Origin of the sequence: Nibrella saemangeumensis (assembly GCF_039541915.1) — a bacterium.
In the GTDB taxonomy this organism is placed as follows: domain Bacteria; phylum Bacteroidota; class Bacteroidia; order Cytophagales; family Spirosomataceae; genus Nibrella; species Nibrella saemangeumensis.
Genome location: NZ_BAABHD010000080.1, coordinates 69,278 through 91,929, shown reverse-complemented (window position 1 = coordinate 91,929; position 22,652 = coordinate 69,278). Strand labels below are relative to the sequence as shown.

Here is a 22,652-nt window from a genome sequence, read left to right as displayed (position 1 = left end):
TTTTGGTGTTGATGGGTTAGTAATGACTTTATGAGCTTTTGGGTGGTGTTAGCTCAATCAAAAAGACTTCAATGCCTGGAATGTTTCGGAAGCCAATATCAGCAGTTAAAAGTGTAAGCCCAAAGTATTGAGCAGTAGCTACAATTAGAGCATCCGGTAATTTAATCCTCCGATTTTGTTTTAATACAGCAGCTTTTTGCTTTACAACCGGTGGTAAATCGATAATAACGCAGGTGTCCAGCATAGAGTGAATAATTTCTTTTTCTTCTGGACTTATACGATAACGACCTAAGAGTTCTATCTCTGTGACAAACGAGACAGCAAATGAATAATCTGCAAAAAGGGCCGCTTCTGGGCGACCCTCTAATAGATAGATTAGAAAATTTGTATCTGCTAAAAAATCAACTCCATTCATTACGAACCTCAGCTTGGTAGGTTAAGCCATCCAGGCCACGCTTTAGTTTGCCCACAAACTGACGCAGGTTTCTCCGAGACGGCCGCTTTTTTGCTAAGATGGCCTTTAGCTCTTCAGGTGATGTATTTTTATTAATTATGATTGTCATTATTCGCTCTTTTGCGAAAGTTACAAAATCTTACTTACAGAGTCAATTAGTAGCGAGGGGGACAAAAACGCTGCACCTGAAGGATAAACGTTGTCTGCGTTACCTTCAGGTACAGCGATTAAACAGGCACTTACCGGGCGTTCGGGTTCAGGTCGGTTTCGCGGGCCGGCAGGGGCATGGCAAACCGGTCGCTTTTCCAGTCGAGGGGCTGCTCGCCGGCGCGGTCACCCGCCGGAATGGGCAGGCTCAGGGCCTGGAGGTAATACAGCCGGTCGTCTTCAAAGGCCAGCTCGCGCATGCGCTCCACGTGAATATCGTCTTCGGTCAGCGTGGCGGCTGTAATCGTGGGGATACCAGCCCGTCGACGAACGACATTGATGTCTTCGGCGGCTCCGGCCCGGTCGTTGTCGCGGAAGCGGATGATGGCCCGCGTCAGGTACATTTCGGCGATGCGCATCAGGGGCAGACTGAACAGGTTGTTGTTTGCCGGCGCATTCAGGCGGTTCCATTTATTAGCCCACACGTAGGTACGGGTATACGAGTTATACTCCGAGCGCGGATCAAAACCAGCCGGAATAGCCCGCCAGAGCTGTGTCAGCCGTTTATCGGGGTGGTTAATGATAAAGTTGGCCTGGGTACCCAGCGTAGCCGGTGGCCGGTTGGCCGGTACGTTGGTGATGGTAAACTCATCCGGTGTCCAGCCGGCGGCTTTCAGGAACGCATCGGAGGCTGAGATAATGCGCCCGCCGTTGATCTGCGTAGCGTTACCCCGTGCCGTAAAACCCATATAGGCCCCGGCGGGTGATCCTTTCCATTGCTGCTGCGCGGTGTTGTACTGCACATACTGCCAGACCACTTCTTTACCTTTAGCACCCAAGCCGGTTTTATTCCAGGCTTCAATCGGGTCGTCCGTAAGCGGGTAACGACCGGAGTTGATCAGGATATCGGCCTGCTCTTTGGCTTTCGCGTAGTTTTTCATCTGGAAGTGAACCCGCGCCAGCAGAAAACGGGCAGCATCGCGGGTGGCTCGGTCCTGGTATTCGTTCGGATCGCGTTGCGGGTTAAAGGTCTCCGGCAGCAGCTTAACGGCCTGGTCAAGATCGGCCAGCAACAGATCATACACCTGCTGCACCGTGGCGCGGCCGGGATTGGCAAACGGCTCCTTCGACGGCTTGGTGTTCAGGATAATGGCCGGGGCGCTGTTGTTGGCCCCGTAGGCCGGCGCGTGCATCCGTACCAGCGTAAAATACACCCACGCCCGCAGGAAATAACACTCGCCCACGAGCCGGTCGGTCCAGACCGGGCCGTACTGGTCTTTGAAGGGCCCGTTTTTCTCTACCCAGCCAATTACCTCATTTGCCAGAGCTACGGACTGGTAGGCACCCAGCCACATATTGCCGTAGTTCGAAATGTCGTTGCGGTTGTTTTTCCGGGCATACAGGTCCTGCGACCAGTCGTCGGTAACGCCGGCGGTGTGCAGCAGCCCCAGATCGGAGAACAGGGCCTCGTGGGTAAACTGAAGGCCATGTAAGCCCCGGAACCCTTCGTAGCCGCTGATGCCGTAGTACGCACCAGCTACCAGGCGCTCCAGGTCAACGGTGCTGCCCCACTGGTCGGTGGCTAGATTGGTTTGCTGGCGGGCCGAATCGAAAAACTTCTCTTCGCAGGCGGTAGTGCCGGCCAGCAGCAGCAGACTCAGTACACTTATTTTTATGGATTTCATGCTGTAGCGTCTTTAAGATTAGAAGGTTACACTGATACCGGCATTGTACGCCCGCACCTGCGGCAACGGCAAGTTGCCCACGAAGCCCTGCCCGAGGTTCCGGGTCTGTGAGTCGCCCAACACGACCAGTTCAGGGTCCAGACCGGGGTAGCGGGTGAAGGTCAGCAGGTTCTGGGCGTTGCCGTAAATGCGGACGTTCTGCATTTTCAGCCGGCCGACAACCGAGCGGGGCAGCGTGTACGATAACTGCAGGGTCTTCAGCCGCAGAAAATCGCCTTTGTACAAAAAGCGGGTGGTGCGGGTGCCCAGCGTCTGCGGAGCCGGCTGTCCATTGGCATTCAGATTATTGTCGCGCAGGTTCCAGGTCGGCTTCGGGTAGATCGCACTCTTGTTCGACTCCGACCAGGTGTTACCAATCACATCGGCCCGGATGACGTTAGCACCGGTCCGGACATAAACCGTACTTTCTTCGTGGCTGTCGTAGATATAGTTGCCGCCCTGGAAGGTAAACAGGGTATTCAGCTCAATGCCTTTGTAGCTGAACGTGTTGGTCAGACCACCAAACCAGGTGGGCAGCGCGGTCTTGCCGTCCTGCACAATCCGGTTGGCATTGATGTTGGCCTGGGTAGCCCGCAGCATATTACCGGTCTTCACGGTTTTGCCGGTTTGACGGAGTGCATTCTGGTCAATCTCGTAGATGGTTTCAAATCCTTCGCTGTCGAGACCGGCGTATTCGGCCAGGTAGAAAGTCGACAACCGGCCTCCAATCTGGGTGATAGACACGCCCTGCTGAATACCCGTGGCTATTGGCAGCGAGCCGCTCGGCAGTACCTGAAACTGAGGGGTCAGTTTCAAAATTTTGTTGTTGACGGTCGAGAAATTAAAATCGGTCGTCCAGCGGAAACCACCCCGGTCGATATTGACGGTTCCCAGTTGCAACTCAAAGCCTCGGTTGCGCAGGTCGCCAATGTTGGTAATCACCACCGAGCTACCGGGACCAATCCCCACATTCGGCGCAACCGGTACGTTCAGCAGCATATCGCGGGATACGCGGTTGTAGACCCCAACGGAGCCGGACAGCCGGTTGTTGAGCAGTCCGAATTCGACCGCGGCATCCATCTGTTCGTTCTTCTCCCAGCGGATATCGGGGTTCGCCAGTACGCTAAAGCCGAGGGCGGCCGACTGACCGTACACCGGCCAGTTGACGTAGTTGTTCAGGTAAGCAAAGCTGCGGATGTTGGCGTTACCCGTCTGACCGTAGCTGGCCCGCAGTTTCAGCAGGTTAAACTGGCGCAGGAACGACGACTGCTGGGCAAACTCCTCACTAGAGATGATCCAGCCGGCTGAGGCCGCCGGGAAGTTACCGTACCGGTTGTTGGGACCGAAGGCGGTTGAGCCATCGCGCCGGAAGCTCAGTCCCAGCAGATACCGGTCGTTGTACTTGTAGTTGACCCGCCCGAACATAGACCGGAAAAACTGATCGCCAAAAATACCCGATACGCCCACCACAAACTGGGTGGCCCCGTTGGCAATCTCCCCGATCTCCTGTTGATTACCCACTACGCCCTCAAAGGCATAGTCCTGCCGGCGCTGTACCGTCTTCTGAATTTCGTAGCCGGCCGTGGCCTGCAGTTCGTGTTTTTCGGCGAACTGCCGGTTAAACGTGGCATAAATATTGGCGCTGCGGTTGTTGACGAACCGTCCTTCTTCCTGCGCCACGCGGTTGTAGCGAATCACGTCGCTGGCCCAGTAAATGCCGTTGGAGTTCAGGAAGTCGGCCGACGCTTCACCGTGGATGGCCAGACCTGGCAGCAGGGTGTATTCCACAAAGGCGGTACCGATGGTGCGGTTCTGGTAGTTCAGGTTGCTGAAGTTAGATGGGTCCTGGCCGGCCACCACGTTACGCCCCCGCAGCGGGTCAAAGTAGGTACCGTCAGGATTGTAGACCGGCATAATCGGCAGGGAGCCCAGGTTCGCCTGACCCCAGCCGCCGGTTGCCCCAAAGTTCTGGCGACCTATCCCCCCGCCATTGTTGCCGATACCGATTTGCGGCTGGCTGAACTGCAGGTACGAGAAGTTTATTTTGGCCCCGGCCCGGATCTTATTCGTGGGTGAGAAATCGAGGTTGGCGCGGGCTGCGTAGCGGGTCAGCCGATGCGTTTTCAGGACACCTTCTTCGTCGCGGTACTGGCCGGAGATGAAGAACGCTCCTTTGTCGAAACCGTTGCTCGTCGACAGGTTGGCCTCCGTGATCTGGCCCTGTTGCAAAACCTGGTCGACCCAGTTGGTATTCGTCTGCTCAGCCAGTTGCCGATTCCAGGTAGGGAGCGGTCCGAACTGCGCACCGCTGATACCGGCTGGTGTCGGCAGCGCGTTGTTGGACAGCACCATCGGGTCAAACTTCTCCTGATTGGCCGGGATACCGAACCCGATGCTGTTGCGCCGGGCTTCGTCTACCAACTGCAGCCACTGCGACCCCGATGCATAATCGATGGTTTTTACGGCATTGGATACCCCCCGGTTCAGGTCGATGGTGGTGCGGGCCTGCCCGCGCTTACCGGTTTTTGTCGTGACGATGATTACCCCGTTGGCACCTCGTGATCCGTAAATCGCTGTAGCAGCTGCATCTTTCAGCACTTCAATGCTTTCAATATCGTTCGGGTTCAGGTTGGAGAGCGGATTGAGGGTGTTACTGGTGCGCCCTGAACCAATCCCGCTGATGTCCTGGTAGATCACCATGCCGTCGATCACGTACAGCGGCTCCGTACCCGACGAAATAGAACTGGTACCTCGCACCAGCACTCGGACAACGCCACCGGGCGCTCCGCTGGCCTGAGTCACCTGCAAACCGGCCGCCCGTCCCTGCAGGGCGGCATCGAACGAGGGAACAGGCAGCGTGGCCAGTTCGGCTCCTTTCACGGTCGATACGGCTCCGGTTACGTCCCGCTTCACTTGTGTACCGTAGCCTACCACTACAACTTCGGATAACTGCCGGGTATCGGCCATCATCCGTACATCAATGGTAGAGCGGTTGCCGACGGGAACTTCCTGTCTGGCGTAGCCGATGTAACTGAACACCAGCACCGCATTAGCTGGAACAGTAAGTGTGTAACTGCCCTCACCGTTGGAGGTAGTACCGGTGGTGGTACCGCGGATGGTGATGCTTACGCCCGGCAGCGGCTCGCCACCGTTATCGGCGAAGACCGTGCCCCGAATGCTGCGTTGTGTTTGAGCCTGAACGCCCTGTATCACCAGACACAGGAGTAGCCAGAGTACGTTTTTTTTCATAGTGAATGGGTGAAGAAGATGAATTGGTTGGTTGTATTGAATTCACGACATTAAGTGTAAAAATTACACCAATAAAAAGAACAGACAAAAAAGCAATTATTGGCCAGTTTCCTTCTTTTATAAGGGATATAGCCAGATAAATGAGTGTAAATTTTACACTCAAAAATAATGCGCAGGTTGATTAATCCAAGTGAGAAAAGGATAAATATTTCTTAGGACGTTTATAAAAGGAAAATTCGGGAGATGGGTGCCCTTTGATGGCACCAGCTGGGTACCTTACAGTTCAAAAAGGAATCCCTTTTCGAGGTACTCGCGGTAGCGGTCGGCATCGAACTCGTAATAGAAGGCACCTCGCTTGGAGGTGTCTTTCTGTTTTTCCTCCAGCTTCTGCAGCAGGTTCATGGCTAACACCTTCTTGTTAAAATTCCGCTTGTCGAGCGGGCGGTCCAGAATGGATTCGTACAATTGCCGCAGTTCGGTCATCGTAAACTTTTCGGGCAGCAGTTCGAAGCCGATGGGTTGCAGCCGTATGCGCAGGCGCAACTGGTCAATGGCTTTCCGGAGCATTGTGGGATGGTCGTACACCAGATCCAGGTTGAGAATCTGGGAGAGCGGATGCCAGGTAGCCTGGTATTGGGGCGATAGCTGTTCGAGCGTGGGTTCCACCCGAATCAGGGCGTAATAGCAGGTGGTAATTACCCGTTCGGTGGGCACCCGGCGTACCTCGCCGAAGGTGTACACCTGCTCCATATAAATATTATCGAGACCCGTCAGGCGCTGTACGGTTTGCAGGGCGGTTTCGTCCAGACTCATTTCCGGTGTGACAAAACCGCCCAGCAGCGCCCAGTGCCCTTTGTAGGGCTTATACGGAAACCGGTGGAGCAGGACGTGCAATTCGGTGCGGTGAAAGCCTAAAATGACACAATCTACGGTATGATGAAAAGAGGGTTCCTCGCCGTGGTATTCCGGCACCGTATCCTGCGGCTGACGGGCAAAGGTTTTATCGGCGTATCCGTACATGGTGAATTATAGTGACTGGAATACGTGTAAAAAATACACCTAAGGTATGCGATTTTTTAAAGGGGACGCAAGTACGCGGTTAAAGACCGGTTGAGCCTTTTTCTTACGGCAGCGCAAAGGCAACATATTGATGCCCTTTTTTGGTGCCCATCTTGTTGCCTCCGCAGGCTATTACCACATACTGTTTGCCGTTTACTTCATACGTGCAGGGCGTTGCGTAACCACCAGCGGGGAGTTGGGTTTGCCAGAGCAGTTTGCCCGTCTTCATCTCGTACGCCCGGAACATCTCGTCTTTGGTGGCCCCTATAAACAGTACTCCTCCGGCGGTAATGACCGGTCCCCCGTAGTTTTCGGTTCCAGTGGGCGCAATACCTTTAGCGGTTAGCTCCTTAAATTCACCGAAGGGAATTTTCCAGACGTACTCGCCGGTGTTCAGGTTAATGGCGTTGAGCGTTCCCCAGGGTGGGCTGATGGCCGGGTAACCTTTTGCATCCTGAAACTTGATGTAGCCGGTGATTTTGTAGGGAACATACGGTTGCCTGGTTGCCGGAGCCGCCGTGGCTTCCTGCTTTTCGTCGCCGAACAGGAAGGCAACCAGCGCCTGCTTCTCGGCGGCCGAAAGTTGCGTAAAACCGGGCATCATGCCCTTGCCGTGGCTGACGATCTGGTGGACATACGCCCGGTCGCGACGCTGATTAATGTCGGTTAAGGCCGGATAGCCGCCCTGGGGGTTACCTTTGCGCTCGGCTCCGTGGCAGGAGGAGCAGTTTTGCGTGTACACCCGCGCACCGGTGCTCAGGTGGGCCAGCGCATCCTGCCTGGGTGCGTCCAGCATCGTTAGTATCCACGCCATCTCGTTGGAGTTGACGTACATGATACCATCGGGGCCAACGGCCGCTCCACCCCATTCGGCGCCACCGTCAAAGCCAGGGAAAACGATGGTACCCTGCTTGCTTGGCGGTTCGAACAGGCGCTTGCGTACCCGGCGCAATATGGCCTGTAGGGAGTCGCGGCTGGTTGAATAGGGGTTGACATCGTCATCCGAAAGCGACTGACGGGCAAAGGGAGCCGGCTTTACCGGCAGCGGCTGGGTTGGCCAGGTGGTTTCGCCGGGGAGGTCGGAGGCTGGTACCGGTACCTCTTTGATCGGGAACAGGGGCTTACCCGTTACCCGGTCGAAGACGAATACGTGGCCGGATTTGGTCACCTGCGCTACGGCATCGATTTTGCGGGGCCGGCCGTCGGGGCCGTTCTGCGTAACCGTCAGCAGGTTCGGTGGTGCGGGCGGGTCACGGTCCCACACATCGTGGTGCACAAACTGGAAGTGCCACAAGCGCTTTCCTGTCTTGGCATCCAGCGCCAGCAGGCAGTTGGCAAACAGGTTTTGTCCGTTGCGGTTGCCGCCGTAGAAGTCAAACGCTGCCGAACCCGTTGGTACATACACGATGCCGCGCCGACGGTCAATCGACATACCCGACCAGTTATTGGCACCTCCCACTTCGGTGTTTTTGTAGGCATCTTTAGGCCAGGTGTTATACCCGTATTCGTCCGGCTGCGGAATGGTATGGAACACCCACGCCAGTTTACCCGTCCGGACGTTAAAGGCCTGCACATGACCGGGTGCGGCATCGGCTCCTTCTGACAGCCGCATCGGCATGATAATCAGATCCCCATAGAGGGTGCCGGGGGTGTTGGAGATGACAAATTTGTTCTTCGCTGTTTCACCCAGACCGGTTTTAAGGCTCACCCGGCCGGCCTCGCCAAACGAAGGAACCGGCTGCCCGGTGCGGGCGTCCAGCGCATAGAGCCATTCACCGGCCGTATACAGAATCCGCTTATCGCTGGCTCCGTCGCTCCAGTAGGTAACCCCCCGGCTGGTGCTAAGGCCATTTTTATTTTTATTACCTGAAAAGAGCCAGAGCTGACGACCGGTGGCCGCTTCAAGCGCAAACGGTTGTACCGCAGCCGTCACTCCGTACAAAACCCCGTCGACCATAATGGGGCTTACCTGCATCTGGCCGGTATCGGGGGCCGAGTAGGTCCAGGCCACCTGGAGGTTCTGTACGTTGCCGGTGTTGATTTGCGTTAGGGTGGAGTAGTGATTGCGGTCTGGGCCACCGAGGTATTCGGGCCATTCACGGTCTGAGGCTGCGGTGTTCTCCAGGGAAGGGGTATAGGCAGGTAGCCAGAAGGCCAGCGCGAGCAACGCGCCGACCGGCAGGAGCAATCGTTTCATAAGGTCAGGGTATAAAGCCGAAATTTACTAAATGAAACGGCTTTTATCCAGCTTTTTGCTAGTCCACCCGGTAAGTTTAGCGAATATCCGCGTACAGCCGCCTGAGTTTTTCGGGCGAGTAGCCGACCCCCCACAGGAAACCTACATACAGGAAAATAGCGTTGGCCCGCCAGAAGCCCCATTTCTCCACTCGCCGGTCCGACGATTCTACCACCCGGTTAACCTGCCGGATGCGACCAAACCGAACCAGTTTCAGCAGCAAATCGGCTTCTTCCATAATCGGCAGGTCATCGGTATAGCCGCCACAGGCCAGAAACTGCGCCCGGCGGCAAAAGATCACCTGATCCCCGAACAGCAGCCGGGCTCCCTTGAAAAAGAACAGATGCGGCCGGAACAGCAAGGGCGCGTAGTAGCTTTTAACGTAGTTGTGAAACGACGTTAGCCAGCGCGTACGCATGGGGCCCCGCATCAGCGAAATAAACCCGCCGGCTGCCGTGTGCGGGTCGGCCAGGGTTTGCTGCATCACGGCCAGACCATCATCAGGTAAAGTGGTATCGGCGTGCAGGAAACAAAGAATATTGCCGGTAGCGGCCGTCGCTCCCTGGTTCATCTGTGCCGCCCGGCAGGCAACCTGGCTATGCTGAATTTTAAGCAAAGGCATATTCAGCTGCTGCGCGCGCAGCAGCTGAATGGTCCGGTCGGTGCTGCCGCCATCCACCACAATAACCTCCACCGGAGCCGGAAAAAGCTGCCGGATCTGCCGCAGTGTGCGCGGCAGGGCTTTTTCTTCGTTCAGTGTCGGAATAATGATGGATACCGTTGTCATACTTCTAAAACCACCCTGCGCCGGGGATTCGGAAGGGCCAGGGGATGGAAAGGAGCATAACCAGCAGGCCCAGGCCGTAGAAAACAAAAACGAAACGGTGCTTATCAACCGCATTGGCCGCTTTGCGTGAGCGGGAGCGTCCAACGGTGATCAGCGCGATGGCAATCAGCATACCGACCGTGTGTTCAGCCGTGTAAAAGCGATAGATCTTTTCGCTCATCATGCCGAAGTCAACTTTAGGGCTGATGAAGTAAAGAATCAGACCGATCAGTAACTGAACATGCGTTAAGACCATTGCCAAAACGTATAGTTTGTTATCTGAGGCTGCGTACTCGTCCCGTGAGCGCCATTTGCTGAACGCCACGCCAATGGCCGCCAGTAACAGAATGAGAACTAACCAACGAAGCCCGGAGTGGGCGTGAAGCAGTATGTTGTAGAGCATGCTGTGGTAGCGATTAAGTAATCGAATGGATTTCTTCGGCAAAGAAACAACCAAATGCTCAACTTTCGGCGAAAAACGATTGTTAGCCTGTTATGATTTTGTACAACGTCACCATCAATATCGACAAAGCCGTTGAAGAAGAATGGCTCCGCTGGATGAAGGAAGAGCATGTGCCGGAAGTGATGGCCACCGGCATCCCGGTTGCCAGTAAGGTGCTGCGACTGCTGACCGAAGTAGAAAACGGCGGCTCTACGTATACCTTTCAGTACACGTTTAACACGCTGAAGGAGTATGTCATCTACCACGAACGGTACTCCCCGGCCCTTCAGCAAAAGGTCCTCGACCGCTACCCGAACAAGTTTGTGAGCTTCCGGAGCCTGCTGGAAGAGGCTTGATTGTAATTTTACCCCCCGCCCTGAAGGGAGCCCGCTGGCGCATACCTATTGCTGACGCTTATAATGGCTTTTGCGAAGCTATGTGCGCCAGCGGGCTCCCTTCAGGCCGGGGGTAAAATTTAACTGCCTACTGAAAACTGCCCATTACCTACGGCTTTCTTCCGGCTGCGTCGCTTATCTACCGTCATCAGAAAAGCGGGGAGGAGAATCAGGTTGGAGGCCATACCCATCAGCAGGGTAATGGAGACCAGTATGCCCAGGGCCACGGTGCCCTGGAAGGTGGAGGCTCCGAAGATGGCGAAGCCGGCAAACAGGATAATGGCCGTGTAGAACATACTGATGCCCGTATACCGGATCGTGTGCGATATGGCCTGGCTGATGCTGACCTTGCTGTTGCGGAGCTCGTCGCGGTACTTGGTAATAAAGTAAATAGTGCCATCCGACGAAATGCCAAAGGCAATGCTGAAAATCAGGATGGTGGAGGGCTTCAGGTGAATGTCAAAATACCCCATGATACCCGCCGTAATCAGCAGCGGCACCAGGCTGGGGAAAATGGCGATCAGGCTCATCCGGATGTCGCGCAGCAGGGCGATCAGAATAATGGAGATCAGCACGATAGCCAGCGCCGTACTTTCTTCCAGGTTTGTCAGCAGGTAATCGTTACCTCGGGTGAACACGACGCTGTTTCCCGTTAGGTTTACGGTATACTGCTCGTCTTCGGCGACGCGCTGACCGGTCTCCCGATCGATGTTGAAGATGGAATCGACTTTGGGTTGCAGCGTACTCACCAATTCTTTTATACGCACGGTGCCCACATCGGCCATCTGGAAGCTGACCCGTGTGTACCGGCGGTTGCTGTCGAGGTGGCTTTTGAAGCGATTTTCGGAGCCTTTGAGTTGTGGGGCATAGGCCGCCAGTTTACTCATTTCGAGGGCCGGCGGCAAAATGTAATATTTTGATTCGCCACCGCGGTAAGCCTGGTAGAAGAACTTGACAGCCTCAACAATGGAGATGGGCCGCGTAAACTCCGCGTACTTCTCAAACTCCCGCTGCATCTGCCGGATCTTGGTGAGCGTCTGGGGACTAAGCACCCGGCCGTCCTGCCCGGCATCGATGGATACCTCAAACGGCATGACACCCCTGAAGTTCTTCTCGAAAAATTTCAGATCGGTATAGATCGGATCGTTGTGGGGCAAATCATCCACCACGTAACCAATGGCCGTGATGCGCGTCAGGCCAATGATGGAGGCTACTACGGCAATACCGATGATGGAGTAGATAACCGGCCGGCGGTGGTGAACAATATGATCTACCCACCGTAAAAACCGGGTGATGTGTTTGCTGTCCAGATGGCCGCGCTGCTTCTCCGAGGGTACCGGCAGGTAACTGAACACAATCGGGATCAGGATGAGCGACATGGCATAGGTAGTCAGCACCCCCAGGGACGCTACCATACCGAACTCCAGTAACAGCGGACTGTTGGTAAAGTAGAAGACAAAGAAACCAATCGCGGTGGTCAGGTTGGCGTAGAAGGTGGTCTCGCCGATCTTCTCGATGGCCAGGCTCAGTGCCCGCATCTGGTTGCCGTGGCGGCTCAGTTCCTCGTGGTACTTATTCAGCAGAAAGATTGCGTTCGGGACCCCAATGACAATGATCAATGGGGGAATCAGCCCCGTCAGCAGCGTTATTTTATACCCAAACAGCACAATGTAGCCCACCGACCAGATTACGCCGACACCCACTACGCCAATGGCGATGAGCGCCACCAGGAGTGACCGGAAGAAGGCCAGCAGAATAATGGCCGTGACCACAAACGCCAGCGCCATAAACAGCATCATCTCGCTGCTGACCTTGGCTGTAAACTCGGTCCGGATGTAGGGCATACCCGACAGGTGAACCGGTACATTATGCCGGACGCCGAACGCCTGCACCGTCCGTTTAATGCCCCGGACAATGTCGATGCGATTTTTGGTGTTCAGTTTTTTCTGGTCAAAGGTAACGGCCATCAGATGTGCATGGTTACCTGCACCGCCTGACACAAACCCTTCGTAAAAAGGGAGTGATTCAATGCTGCTGCGGATGCTGTCGACCTCGGCCTGTGTGGTGGGCGGGCGGGCTACGATGGGCACAAACCGGAACCGGCTCAGGCTATCGTCGCGGATAATCCGGAACAGATTGGCGTTGGATACCACATCCTTTATGCCGTCGAATCGCTTAATCTGCTGGTTCAGGGCGTACCAGTCGTTGAAAAACGCCAGCGTGTACATCTTATCGGTATCCACACCGATGGCCATCACGTTGCCATCTTCACCGTATCGGCTTTTAAACTCTTCGTACAGGGCAAAGTCCGGGTCAGTCCTGGGCAGAATCTTGGCCATCTCGTAGGAGAGCTGGACGCGGCTTGCCTGATAAGCCATAAAAAGAGTTGCCACCAGAATCCCTGCCAGCAAAGCCACCCGGTTTTTGAGGATAAATGTAGAGATACGGTGCCAGATCATGGAATACGGTACGTGGGTCGGGTGCGCAAGTTACAAAAGGGGGCCGGGTTTACGAAACAAAATTAGGACGGTCCCGTGCGGGAACTTATCTTGATATAATACAAGCTTAGTTAGAAATTTGTCTATTCGCCGTTTTTTGGTACTGGTTAGCCAGTGATTCGGCAGAGAAAGGTAACCTCGTAATTAACAGAAATTTCTTTTGCTTTTCTGAACAAAGGGAGCTTTTTGCTGCTTACAGTAAGCATACGACTGCGTCTAAAAATAGTTATATACGTTGCCGTAATCTGGTTAGCCATTTCAATGCTATGAATGCTGAAAATAGTAACATATTGGGAAGCCACTACCCGAAAAATGTCGCCTTTGTGGGCGATTACCTCCCCCGCCAATGCGGTATTGCCACCTTTACGGCAGACCTTTACCAGTCTTACCACCAGTTTTTTCCCGACGCCAACCCCATTGTGGTTTCGGTCAATGATACGCCCAAAGGGTACGCCTATCCGGATGAGGTTCGGTACGAGTTCTACCAGCACCGTCAGGAGTCGTACGGGAAAGCCGCCGAGTTTCTGAATACCAAAAACGTGGAAGTCGTCTGTCTGCAGCATGAGTACGGAATCTTTGGCGGTCCGGCCGGCAACTACATCCTGACGCTGCTGCAAAACCTGAGGGCACCGGTAGTTACTACCTTCCATACCATTCTTGAAAATCCGGATCAGGACCAACTGGAGGTGCTGCGGAGCATTGCCGGTCTCTCGGCCCGCGTTGTCTGCATGACCGAGAAGGGAAAAGGGTTTCTGACGACGATTTATGGCATTCCGGAAGAGAAGATCGACCTGATTCCGCACGGCGTTCCCGACATGCCCTTCGTTGATCCGCACTTCTACAAAGATCATTTTGGCATGGAGGGCAAGCAGATGTTGCTGACCTTCGGGTTGCTGTCGCCCAACAAAGGCATCGAAAATGTAATCCGGGCGCTGCCCCGCATTGTTGCGCAGTTTCCCAACGTGGTGTACACCGTATTGGGCGCAACTCACCCTAACCTGGTGCGCGAACAGGGGGAGGTCTACCGCGAAAGCCTGCAGCAACTGGCTGTCGAATGCGGAGTGGCGGAGCACGTGCAGTTTACCAACCGCTTTGTCGAACTACCCGACCTGCTCGAATACCTGGGGGCCACGGATATCTATGTTACGCCCTACCTGAACCCGGCGCAGATTACCTCCGGTACGTTGTCGTATGCCTTCGGCTGCGGCAAAGCCGTGGTATCGACTCCCTACTGGCATGCCGAGGAACTGCTCAGCGACGGCCGGGGTATTTTGGTGCCATTTGGTGATTCGGAGGCCATTGCCGATAGTATTATCCACCTGCTGGAGGATGAGACGCTCCGTCATACCATGCGCAAGAAAGGGTATATGATGGGTCGCGATATGATCTGGGAGCGGGTAATCGGGCGCTATGGCGACACGTTCTCGCAGGCGCACCAGCGCTCCAGCCGCCGGCAGGTTCTGCAAAAGCCGGAGACAACCGACTGGTTCAATCTGCCGGCTGTTCGCACCGACCACCTGTTCCGCTTATCCGACGATACCGGCATTATCCAGCACGCCCGCTTTCACCTGCCCTGCAACGAAGAAGGCTACTGCACTGACGATAATGCGCGGGCCCTGGTCCTGACCCTGATGCTCGAAGCAAGCGGGCTGGCCGACCGGAAGCTTTCTGCCCTGACCGATACGTATGCCGCTTTCCTGAATTATGCCTATTCTCCGGAATACCGGCGGTTTCGCAATTTTATGGGCTACGACCGGCGCTGGCTCGAAGAGGTTGGTTCTGAAGACAGCACCGGCCGGGCAATCTGGGCGCTGGGGGCCTGCATCGGGCGGAGCCGGGACCAGAACCTGATTACCTGGGCTATGGGCATGTTTGAAAACGTGCTGCCTCATGTTGCCGATATGACATCGCCCAGAACCTGGGCCTTTGTGCTGCTGGGCATCAGCGAATACCGGAAGAAATTCAGCAATGACCGCCTGATCAAAACCATTCATCAGCAACTGCTGGAGAAACTGATGCTCCTCTTCAACGCAACCGCTACGGATGACTGGCCGTGGTTTGAGGAAAGCCTGACGTACGACAACGCCAAACTGCCGCACGCCCTGCTGCTGTCCGACGATCAGGCCATGATCGAGGCCGGTCTGCGTTCCCTGCGCTGGCTGATGGACCTGCAAACGGCCGAAACCGGCCACTTCCAGCCGATCGGGTGCAATGGGTTTTACGTAAAAGGACAACCCCGTGCTTATTATGACCAGCAACCGGTTGAGGCCCACAGCACGATCTCGGCCTGCCTGGCTGCTTATGAACTAACCGGCGATGGCGACTGGTACCGGCAGGCCCTCAGCGTTTATACGTGGTTTATGGGTCAGAATGACCTGAGCCTGCCCCTGTATGATTCGCAGACGGGCGGCTGCCGGGACGGACTGCACATCGACCGGGTTAACCGGAACCAGGGGGCCGAATCGACACTGTCGTACCTGTTGTCGCTGACCGAACTCCATATTGCCCAGCGGCAGTTGGCGGGTACTCCCCAGCTTTCGTCGAACATAGTTTAACCTGGTCAGGCAATAAGCACGCAACAGGTTTAGTTTTTAGGTAAATCATTAACCAGAGCGGTTTTCTGGTAGTTACAGTTGGTAATTCATACTATACGCCATCCCTGAACCACAGATAACCCATATAGCTGAGGCAGATGAGTATCAGAGCAACCCGTACCGGTATTGTCCTGCGGCCCGACCCGACCCGTGTGTTGTTTCGTCCCTTTGATTTTGGGAGTACAATGCGCACCCTGAAAATTATTGCCAGGGTCAACGCCATGACGGAAGAGGAGGTAGCGCAGAAATTAACCGAAGTAAACCGCGAATTCGGCAGCCGCCACTATAAAATGGAGCGATACCTGCTGAACCGCTTTGAGCAGATGCGCCCGCACCTGCTGACCGATGAAGTGCTGACTCAGGAACGCAAACTGCTACTAGGGGCGTACTTCACCATGGAGTATTCACTGGAGTCGGCCGCTTTATTCAACCCCTCCATGATCTGGCACCCCGATCAGACGAATGTGCCGCCTGGTTTCAAACGCTTTATTCTGAGTCTGCGGGCTACGGGCGAAGGCCATATTTCATCGATCTCCTTCCGCATGGGTTACATTGATCAGGACGGTAAGATCATTCTGCGGAAACCGTCGCGGTATGTCACCTCGCCGGATATTCTGCCCAATCCTATTTTTTACCGGGCGTCGTTTGAGCGCAAGCTGTACGAACTCCGGCTGTCGAACAGCATTACCGAGAAAATGATGTTCGGCCTCGGCGATGAATTTACCCAGCAGGAACTGGAGGCTACCGTCAAACGCGTCACGTCGCAGTACCGCTACAATGCCGAGTATGAAACCATTGCCGGCGGTATTCTGGCCCTGGCCAGATCGAATTACGAACTGGACTTCGACAATGATGAGAGTCTGGACGAACGCTGTATTTTCCCGACCTCGCCCAACGAAACCAACGGAATCGAAGACGCCCGCTTTGTGCAGTTTACTGACGACGATGGTACCGTAACCTACTACGCGACCTATACCGCCTACAACGGCCGGGTTACGTTTCCGCAGCTACTAGCCACCAGCGATTTTATTCGTTTTAAAATCAGTACGTTAAATGGAGCTGAGGTGCAAAACAAGGGGATGGCGCTGTTCCCGCGAAAGATCAACGGCCGGTACGCCATGTTGTCGCGGCAGGACGGGGAGAATATTTACCTCATGTATTCCGACGATCTGTATTTCTGGCAAACCAAAGAGTTGATTATGAAGCCGACTTACCACTGGGAGTTCGTCCAGTTGGGTAACTGCGGCTCCCCCATTGAAACCGAAGCCGGCTGGCTGGTGCTGACACACGGGGTAGGGGCCATGCGGAAATACTCCATTGGAGCGGTGCTGCTGGACCTGAATGATCCGTCGAAAGTAATTGGCCGGCTAAAGGAGCCGCTGCTGAGCCCCGACGAAAACGAACGCGAGGGCTACGTGCCCAATGTGGTGTATAGCTGCGGGGGCCTTATCCACAACAATGACCTGATTATTCCCTACGCCATGTCTGACTACGCCAGCAGTTTTGCAACGGTGAACGTACAGGAGTTGCTGAAGGTGCTTACCGGAGCCGACAAAATGGAGGAGGTAGCGCTTCAGGTTTCCCAATAGCCATAGCAGGTGATATCTATACAAAAACAAAAGAGGTTATCCCTGCGGTAACCTCTTTTGTTTTTGTGAGTCCTTATGCCTGCTTAGTCAACATCCCAGAACAGGCGGGTTGCCAGGGCGTCGATGTTACCCTGTGCTTTTACGTTGTCGCCGTTGGAGCCGGACTCCGTGTTCGGGTAATAGAACCGGAGCGGACGCTTGGTGTCTACGACCTGCATACTCTGCGGGGTAGCTGGCAGGTTGGTCCGGCGGTATTCCGACCAGGCTTCCAGCCCGCTGAAGTTAACCAGCGCAAGCCACTTCTGGTACGCAATCGCTTCGAGCTTATCAGACGAAGCCGCCCAGTCGTAATTTTTGACGCCACTACCTTTGAACTCTGTACCCGTGAAGCCTTTAACACCCAGTGTACGGAACGACTGCGCAATACCGGCTTCAAAGTAAGATTGCGGAGTACCCTGCAGGGTAACATCACTGTAACGCTGCTTTGCCTCGGCCAGCAGGAACTGCACTTCAGCCGCGGTCATCAGAATAAACGCCCGGTTAAACTCACCTTTCACCAGCAGGCTTGGGCCCACGGAGGTGGTATTGGCCGGTAAGTATCCCGAACTGGCACCAAAGGGTGTTCCCGAGTAATTAGCCGCGATTTCGGCGCGGGTACTCACGCCGGGGTTCGAGCCGTTCTCTCCACCGTTTGCGTAGGCAATGCGCTTCATGCGCAGGGTGTCACCACTGGCTTTGAGGTTGTCGATCAGAAACTTCGTCGGGCGGGGGTAGTTGTTCAGGGCCCGCTTGGCTCCGTTGGCGTCGTAACCCCAGCGGTCGTAGATCGGATTCAGCTTGCCGGCGGTTGCCAGGTAAAAGGTAGAGCCACCTACGCCCACGTCTTCGCCCGTAATAAAGCCAGAGCCTTCCGTCACGATTTTGTTGATCTCGGTCTTGATGTATGATTCTCTACCCTGCACACGTGACTGACGCATCAGAATCCGCATTTTAAGGGAGTTGGCAAACTGAGCCCACTTGGTGGTATTGCCCCGGAATACCAGATCGGAGCCGGTGAAGGCACTGGAAAACGGATTGGCTTTCAGGTCGGCAATGGCTTCGTCCAGCAGGGGGGTCAGCGCTTCGTAAACGGCTTTCTGGTCATCGAACTTCGGTGCCAGCACTTTGCTGCCTTTCAAGGCCTCGGAGAAAGGTACGTTGCCGTACATATCCACCAACTGCTGAAACAGCATGGCTTTCATCACCTTGGCCGGGCCTTTCAGGAACTTCTGGTTGTAGGCGTCGGCATTGTCAATTACGAACTGGAAATCCTGCAGGTTATCGTAATAGCTATCCCAATAGTTGAAATCGCCGTTGGTAAAGTTATAACCAAACTGGGCGTTATTGATTATGTATCCGTTCGACTGCGTCCAGTGGCCGGCCCAGTACGAGCCAATTTCATTTACGCCCAGCATGTTATTGACCGAGGTAGCCGTGTTGACGGCATTCGTAAAAACAAAGTTGGGCGATGCCGTAGGCAAGGTATTGGGGTTTGTATTGACGTCCAGGAACGTCTTGTTACAAGCTGCCCCGGCCACCGCTACAAACGCGATTATGATGAATGACTTTACTTTCATGGTAAACTGATAATTAATTTTTTAGAAACCGAGGTTGATGTTCACACCATACTGACGAACCGGCGGAGTCTGACCGGTATTGTTGATGCCCTGACCGTTACCCGTGGTGAAACTGAACTCAGGATCCGTGTAGTAGTTCATCTTATCCACGATGGTAAACAGGTTCCGGCCGTATAGTGCAATGCTGGCGGTCGAGAACAGCCGGGTTTTGGTCAGCAGGTTTTGCGGCAGGCGGTACGACAGGTTAATATCGCGCAGCTTGATGAACCAGGCGTTGTTTACGAAGTTTTCTGAAATCAGGCGGTAGCTGTCTACCCACAGGCCATATTCGGCTTCGCGCACGTTGACCGTGGTGTTTGGTATCACTTTGCCGTCTGAATCCAGGTACGCTGAGTTCGGGAAGATATGCGGAGCGCGATTTTCGGTCCACTTACCGGCACCGGTAAAGGTCATCTGACGACCCAGGTCGCTGAACATAACATTGCCACCGCGGTATTCGAAGTTAAACGTAAAGGCAAAGTCGCCATACTCCATCTTTGAGCCTAAACCGGCAATGTGCCGGGGCAGGGTACCACCACGTGACGACAGTGTAGTCTGACGCAGCGGATAGCCCGTTGTGGCGTTGACCAGCCGGTAGCCGGAACCATCGGGGGCGTACTGGTAGCCGTCGGTCTTCAGCATCGGAAACCTGGATCCTACAATTACGTTGGTGTTGGCGTATGAATAGCCACCGTACTGGAACTCGGTAATGCCCGGATACAGGCTAAGTACTTTGTTATCGTTGTACGAGTAGCGCACGCTGGCATCCCAGGTAAACTTACCGCCCCGGGCAATCAGGTACTTCAGTTCCGCTTCGTAACCCCAGTTTTTGGTTTCGCCCACGTTGATCAGCAGGTTGCTGAAACCCGTTGAATTCGGCACCCGTACGGTAATCACCTGGCCTTTTGAGTTGGAGGTGTAAGCCGATACATCCAGGTTGATCCGGTTGTTCAATAGCTGGAACTCACCACCCACCTCGGCGCTATATACGATCTCGGGCTTCAGGTTCGCATCCGGCAGGGTGTTACCGACCGTCAGACCCACCGTGTTGCCGTACGGGAAGTTGGCCCCGTTGCCGTATACCAGGTCCAGACCATATAGCGGGATATTATCGTTGGCGTTCTTGTTGTAGCTGGCCCGCAACTTGGCGAAGTTCAGGAATGAACTCTTGACGTTCGGGAACGCATCGGTCGGAATGAACGATACCGCTACCCCATAGTACGGGAACGACCACATATTGGCCGGGCGATCTGCCTTGTAGAACCGCGAGGTGGCATCGTACCGGAACGTGCCGTTCAGGATCAGCCAGTTGCGGTAGTTCGAGGTCAGGTCGGCGTAATAGCCATACCGGCGCTCCAGCGTGTTGGACTCACCACCAGTCAGCTCACCCTGGCGGTTGGCTACGTTGTAAACGTCCGGTACCACAATGGAGCTGGAGCCTACTGAGATCAATTTGGTGTAGCGCTGATATACACTGTGACCCAAAATCAGTTTGTTCGAGAACGGACCGAAATCCTTAGTCAGGTGGGCCTGGAATTCGTTGTTGATCACGTTTTCTGTTCCTGAGTAGTCAGACACGCTGCCCAGGTTGTCGGTGATAGCGCGGTAGATACCCGTACCGTCACCATCCCGGAACCAGGGAGCGGGAATAAACGATTTTGTTTTGGCCCAGTCTGAATACAGGAATTTACCGACCGTGTTCTTCCCCGTCCGGGAATTGTTCATTACCCCGATCCGCTCCACAAACATCAGCCAGGGCGTTGCCTCATAGGTCAGGTTCAGGTTACCGCTGATGTTGGCGTCCTTGTACTTCAGGCGGTTGTTGTCGGCGTTGAAATACGGGTTGTTGTAGTAGTCGTTGTAGAAGCCGTTGGGGTTGGCGAACTTGTTGTTCTGCCAGTCTCTCAGGTCGTTCAGCGGCAGGTTGGCCGGCTGGTTGATCACGTCGAAGTAAAAGTCAGCGCCCGTCCGGTCGTAGGCTGCCTGGGTATACGAGGCATTGAAACCGGTCTTTAGCTTACCCGACTCTTTCGTGGCCGACAGGCGAATACCGGTCCGGTCGCTTTTGTCGTGGGGGACAATGCCCTGAATCTTCTGATTTTCGGCCGACAGGTAGAACGAACTGGTTTCGTCGCCACCCTGGAAGCTAACCTGGTTGTTGACCGAAACACCGGTGTCGAACGCCTTGAAGCGGCCGTTCGGAACGGCCGCGTACGGGATAATGTACTGGCTGCCGTCCTCGACCGTACGACCCATAATGCGCATAGAGCCGTCGAACGGATCGCCAAACTGCTGGTTTTCGTACGAACGCCAGTTGGCTTTCATCCGAACCAGGTGGTCGTTGCTGTAGCCGGCCGTGCCGTACGACTGGTAGTAGTGGGAACCAGAGCCGTATTGATCCTGAAACTGGGGCAGAAAACTGATCTGGTCAAAGTTGGTACTGTTGGATACCGAAACCCTGAGTTTACCCTTTGTCCCTTTTTTGGTCGTAATAACCAACGCCCCGTTGATACCCGCCGAGCCGTAGAGGGTAGCCGCCTGGCCACCTTTCAGGACCGTTACCGACTCAATATCGTTCGGATTGATCAGGGCCAGTATCGTCGACGTAGTCTGCATACCGTCCAGGATCACCAGCGCTTCGTTGTTACCGGTCAGCGACCGGTACCCGCGCAGAACGATCTTCACGGAGGGATCAACGCTGTTGTTGATGTTGTACACGGCCAGACCTGTTACTTTCCCGGAGAGGGCCTGGGCCAGTTGCGGAGAGCGGCCCACGGTAACGTCTTCCGTCTGCACTTTGGATACGGCGTAACCAATTTCCCGCTGGCTTTTCCGTATACCCTGAGCCGTTACTACAACCTCCTGAAGCTGAGAAGCATCGGGTTTCAACGTAAAGTTGATGGTGGTCTGGTTTTCCAGCTTTACGCTTTCGGTAGAGAAACCGATAAAGCTCACTTGGAGGATGTCCCCTTTTGCAGCCGTGAGCCGGTAGTCACCATTCTGGTCGGTGGTAGTTCCCCGCGTGGTTCCTTTGATGAGCACACTAACGCCGGGGAGCGCCGAGCCATCTTCTGCGGTCGTTACACGACCCGTCACTGTAACGTTCTGCGCCAGTACAGGCAGACAGAGGACCATCGCCAGTAGCCAGCTACTGAGTAGAAGTTTTCGCATGTAGGTTAAGAAAAATGTGAATGATTATTTTGAAGTGGCACAAATGTAATCGTATAAATTTTTTTTGCAAATGCTAGTGCAATAAGCTGGATTTGTTTAAAAAATAGGTAAAAGATTTATATATAGTATACCTATTTGAATATTTTTTAAAAGAATTGATAAATTCCGTTTATGGTATCTATTAAAAATGTTTATTTATCAATGGGTTAAATGCAAAAAGCTATGCATTTAAATTTTGGATTTTAAAGGGATTTAAGCCGGTGAATTACATGATCGCTCCACACTATACGAATAGAACCCTCCAACTTTAATCTCTTTTTAATAAACAATCGGCGTAGAGGGGTTAAATCTTTAAACGGCGCATTTCCTACAGGCGCTTTCATGATGATTCGTTGGTTTTCTACCTTTAATCTATTTTTAATGCAATAGCTTTACCAGGGTAAAAGCCCCTTATAACGGTATTTTGCCTTTTATGGCTTGCTCGTCATTTGAAAAAGCATATTATGATGGCGTCAAGGGGTGTAAGAGATAAAATTGTTCGGCAAAAATTTATATTACCCAAATTTTGTAGTGTTCTGCTTTTTTTTCACTTTTGAGATTTAGTTTTCTAATT

General features: G+C 54.1%; 13 protein-coding genes. 3 read left to right on the top strand and 10 right to left on the bottom strand.

Annotation, left to right across the window (positions count from 1 at the left end; translation table 11 throughout):
- Window positions 1–28: 28 nt before the first annotated feature.
- The 7 genes from ABD949_RS23840 to ABD949_RS23810 form a co-directional block, all read right to left on the bottom strand.
- Window positions 29–415, bottom strand: a complete 387-nt coding sequence (locus ABD949_RS23840; protein WP_345247709.1) for a type II toxin-antitoxin system VapC family toxin — start codon at window positions 413–415, stop codon at window positions 29–31.
- Window positions 416–693: 278 nt separating this feature from the next.
- The gene (locus ABD949_RS23835; RefSeq protein WP_345247707.1) at window positions 694–2,286 is read right to left on the bottom strand and encodes a RagB/SusD family nutrient uptake outer membrane protein; all 1,593 of its coding nucleotides are present in this window, start codon (window positions 2,284–2,286) and stop codon (window positions 694–696) included.
- A gap of 18 nt (window positions 2,287–2,304) precedes the next feature.
- The gene (locus tag ABD949_RS23830; protein WP_345247705.1) at window positions 2,305–5,574 is read right to left on the bottom strand and encodes a SusC/RagA family TonB-linked outer membrane protein; all 3,270 of its coding nucleotides are present in this window, start codon (window positions 5,572–5,574) and stop codon (window positions 2,305–2,307) included.
- A gap of 276 nt (window positions 5,575–5,850) precedes the next feature.
- Window positions 5,851–6,594 (bottom strand): NUDIX hydrolase, encoded by a 744-nt coding sequence (locus ABD949_RS23825; protein ID WP_345247703.1) that lies wholly within the window; start codon window positions 6,592–6,594, stop codon window positions 5,851–5,853.
- A gap of 103 nt (window positions 6,595–6,697) precedes the next feature.
- The gene (locus ABD949_RS23820; protein WP_345247701.1) at window positions 6,698–8,830 is read right to left on the bottom strand and encodes an outer membrane protein assembly factor BamB family protein; all 2,133 of its coding nucleotides are present in this window, start codon (window positions 8,828–8,830) and stop codon (window positions 6,698–6,700) included.
- A 76-nt stretch (window positions 8,831–8,906) separates the two neighbouring features.
- The gene (locus ABD949_RS23815; protein WP_345247699.1) at window positions 8,907–9,656 is read right to left on the bottom strand and encodes a TIGR04283 family arsenosugar biosynthesis glycosyltransferase; all 750 of its coding nucleotides are present in this window, start codon (window positions 9,654–9,656) and stop codon (window positions 8,907–8,909) included.
- Between the two features lie 4 nt (window positions 9,657–9,660).
- Complete coding sequence (locus ABD949_RS23810; protein WP_345247697.1) at window positions 9,661–10,098, bottom strand: cytochrome B; 438 nt, start codon at window positions 10,096–10,098, stop codon at window positions 9,661–9,663.
- A 92-nt stretch (window positions 10,099–10,190) separates the two neighbouring features.
- Between ABD949_RS23810 and ABD949_RS23805 the strand changes: the two genes are divergently transcribed.
- The gene (locus ABD949_RS23805) at window positions 10,191–10,493 is read left to right on the top strand and encodes a DUF4286 family protein (RefSeq protein WP_345247695.1); all 303 of its coding nucleotides are present in this window, start codon (window positions 10,191–10,193) and stop codon (window positions 10,491–10,493) included.
- Window positions 10,494–10,612: 119 nt separating this feature from the next.
- Here the strand turns inward: ABD949_RS23805 and ABD949_RS23800 are convergent, their stop codons facing one another.
- Entirely contained in the window at window positions 10,613–12,991 is a 2,379-nt protein-coding gene (locus ABD949_RS23800) for an efflux RND transporter permease subunit (protein ID WP_345247693.1), read from the bottom strand.
- 305 nt (window positions 12,992–13,296) lie between these two features.
- Between ABD949_RS23800 and ABD949_RS23795 the strand changes: the two genes are divergently transcribed.
- Window positions 13,297–15,585: a glycosyltransferase family 4 protein gene (locus ABD949_RS23795; protein WP_345247691.1), complete on the top strand. Its 2,289-nt coding sequence runs from the start codon at window positions 13,297–13,299 to the stop codon at window positions 15,583–15,585.
- Window positions 15,586–15,722: 137 nt separating this feature from the next.
- Window positions 15,723–17,213, top strand: a complete 1,491-nt coding sequence (locus ABD949_RS23790; RefSeq protein WP_345247689.1) for a glycoside hydrolase family 130 protein — start codon at window positions 15,723–15,725, stop codon at window positions 17,211–17,213.
- 83 nt (window positions 17,214–17,296) lie between these two features.
- Here the strand turns inward: ABD949_RS23790 and ABD949_RS23785 are convergent, their stop codons facing one another.
- Together ABD949_RS23785 and ABD949_RS23780 are read right to left on the bottom strand one after the other, a co-directional pair.
- Window positions 17,297–18,829: a SusD/RagB family nutrient-binding outer membrane lipoprotein gene (locus ABD949_RS23785; protein WP_345247687.1), complete on the bottom strand. Its 1,533-nt coding sequence runs from the start codon at window positions 18,827–18,829 to the stop codon at window positions 17,297–17,299.
- A 21-nt stretch (window positions 18,830–18,850) separates the two neighbouring features.
- Window positions 18,851–22,039: a SusC/RagA family TonB-linked outer membrane protein gene (locus ABD949_RS23780; RefSeq protein WP_345247685.1), complete on the bottom strand. Its 3,189-nt coding sequence runs from the start codon at window positions 22,037–22,039 to the stop codon at window positions 18,851–18,853.
- Window positions 22,040–22,652: the final 613 nt, after the last annotated feature.

Bases quoted from the DNA above. Each gene is read 5' to 3' on its own strand.
- ABD949_RS23820 (WP_345247701.1), bottom strand. From the start codon at position 8,830: ATGAAACGATTGCTCCTGCCGGTCGGCGCGTTGCTCGCGCTGGCCTTC.
- ABD949_RS23780 (WP_345247685.1), bottom strand. From the start codon at position 22,039: ATGCGAAAACTTCTACTCAGTAGCTGGCTACTGGCGATGGTCCTCTGT.
- ABD949_RS23835 (WP_345247707.1), bottom strand. From the start codon at position 2,286: ATGAAATCCATAAAAATAAGTGTACTGAGTCTGCTGCTGCTGGCCGGC.
- ABD949_RS23805 (WP_345247695.1), top strand. From the start codon at position 10,191: ATGATTTTGTACAACGTCACCATCAATATCGACAAAGCCGTTGAAGAA.
- ABD949_RS23830 (WP_345247705.1), bottom strand. From the start codon at position 5,574: ATGAAAAAAAACGTACTCTGGCTACTCCTGTGTCTGGTGATACAGGGC.
- ABD949_RS23790 (WP_345247689.1), top strand. From the start codon at position 15,723: ATGAGTATCAGAGCAACCCGTACCGGTATTGTCCTGCGGCCCGACCCG.
- ABD949_RS23825 (WP_345247703.1), bottom strand. From the start codon at position 6,594: ATGTACGGATACGCCGATAAAACCTTTGCCCGTCAGCCGCAGGATACG.
- ABD949_RS23800 (WP_345247693.1), bottom strand. From the start codon at position 12,991: ATGATCTGGCACCGTATCTCTACATTTATCCTCAAAAACCGGGTGGCT.
- ABD949_RS23810 (WP_345247697.1), bottom strand. From the start codon at position 10,098: ATGCTCTACAACATACTGCTTCACGCCCACTCCGGGCTTCGTTGGTTA.
- ABD949_RS23785 (WP_345247687.1), bottom strand. From the start codon at position 18,829: ATGAAAGTAAAGTCATTCATCATAATCGCGTTTGTAGCGGTGGCCGGG.
- ABD949_RS23815 (WP_345247699.1), bottom strand. From the start codon at position 9,656: ATGACAACGGTATCCATCATTATTCCGACACTGAACGAAGAAAAAGCC.
- ABD949_RS23840 (WP_345247709.1), bottom strand. From the start codon at position 415: ATGAATGGAGTTGATTTTTTAGCAGATACAAATTTTCTAATCTATCTA.
- ABD949_RS23795 (WP_345247691.1), top strand. From the start codon at position 13,297: ATGAATGCTGAAAATAGTAACATATTGGGAAGCCACTACCCGAAAAAT.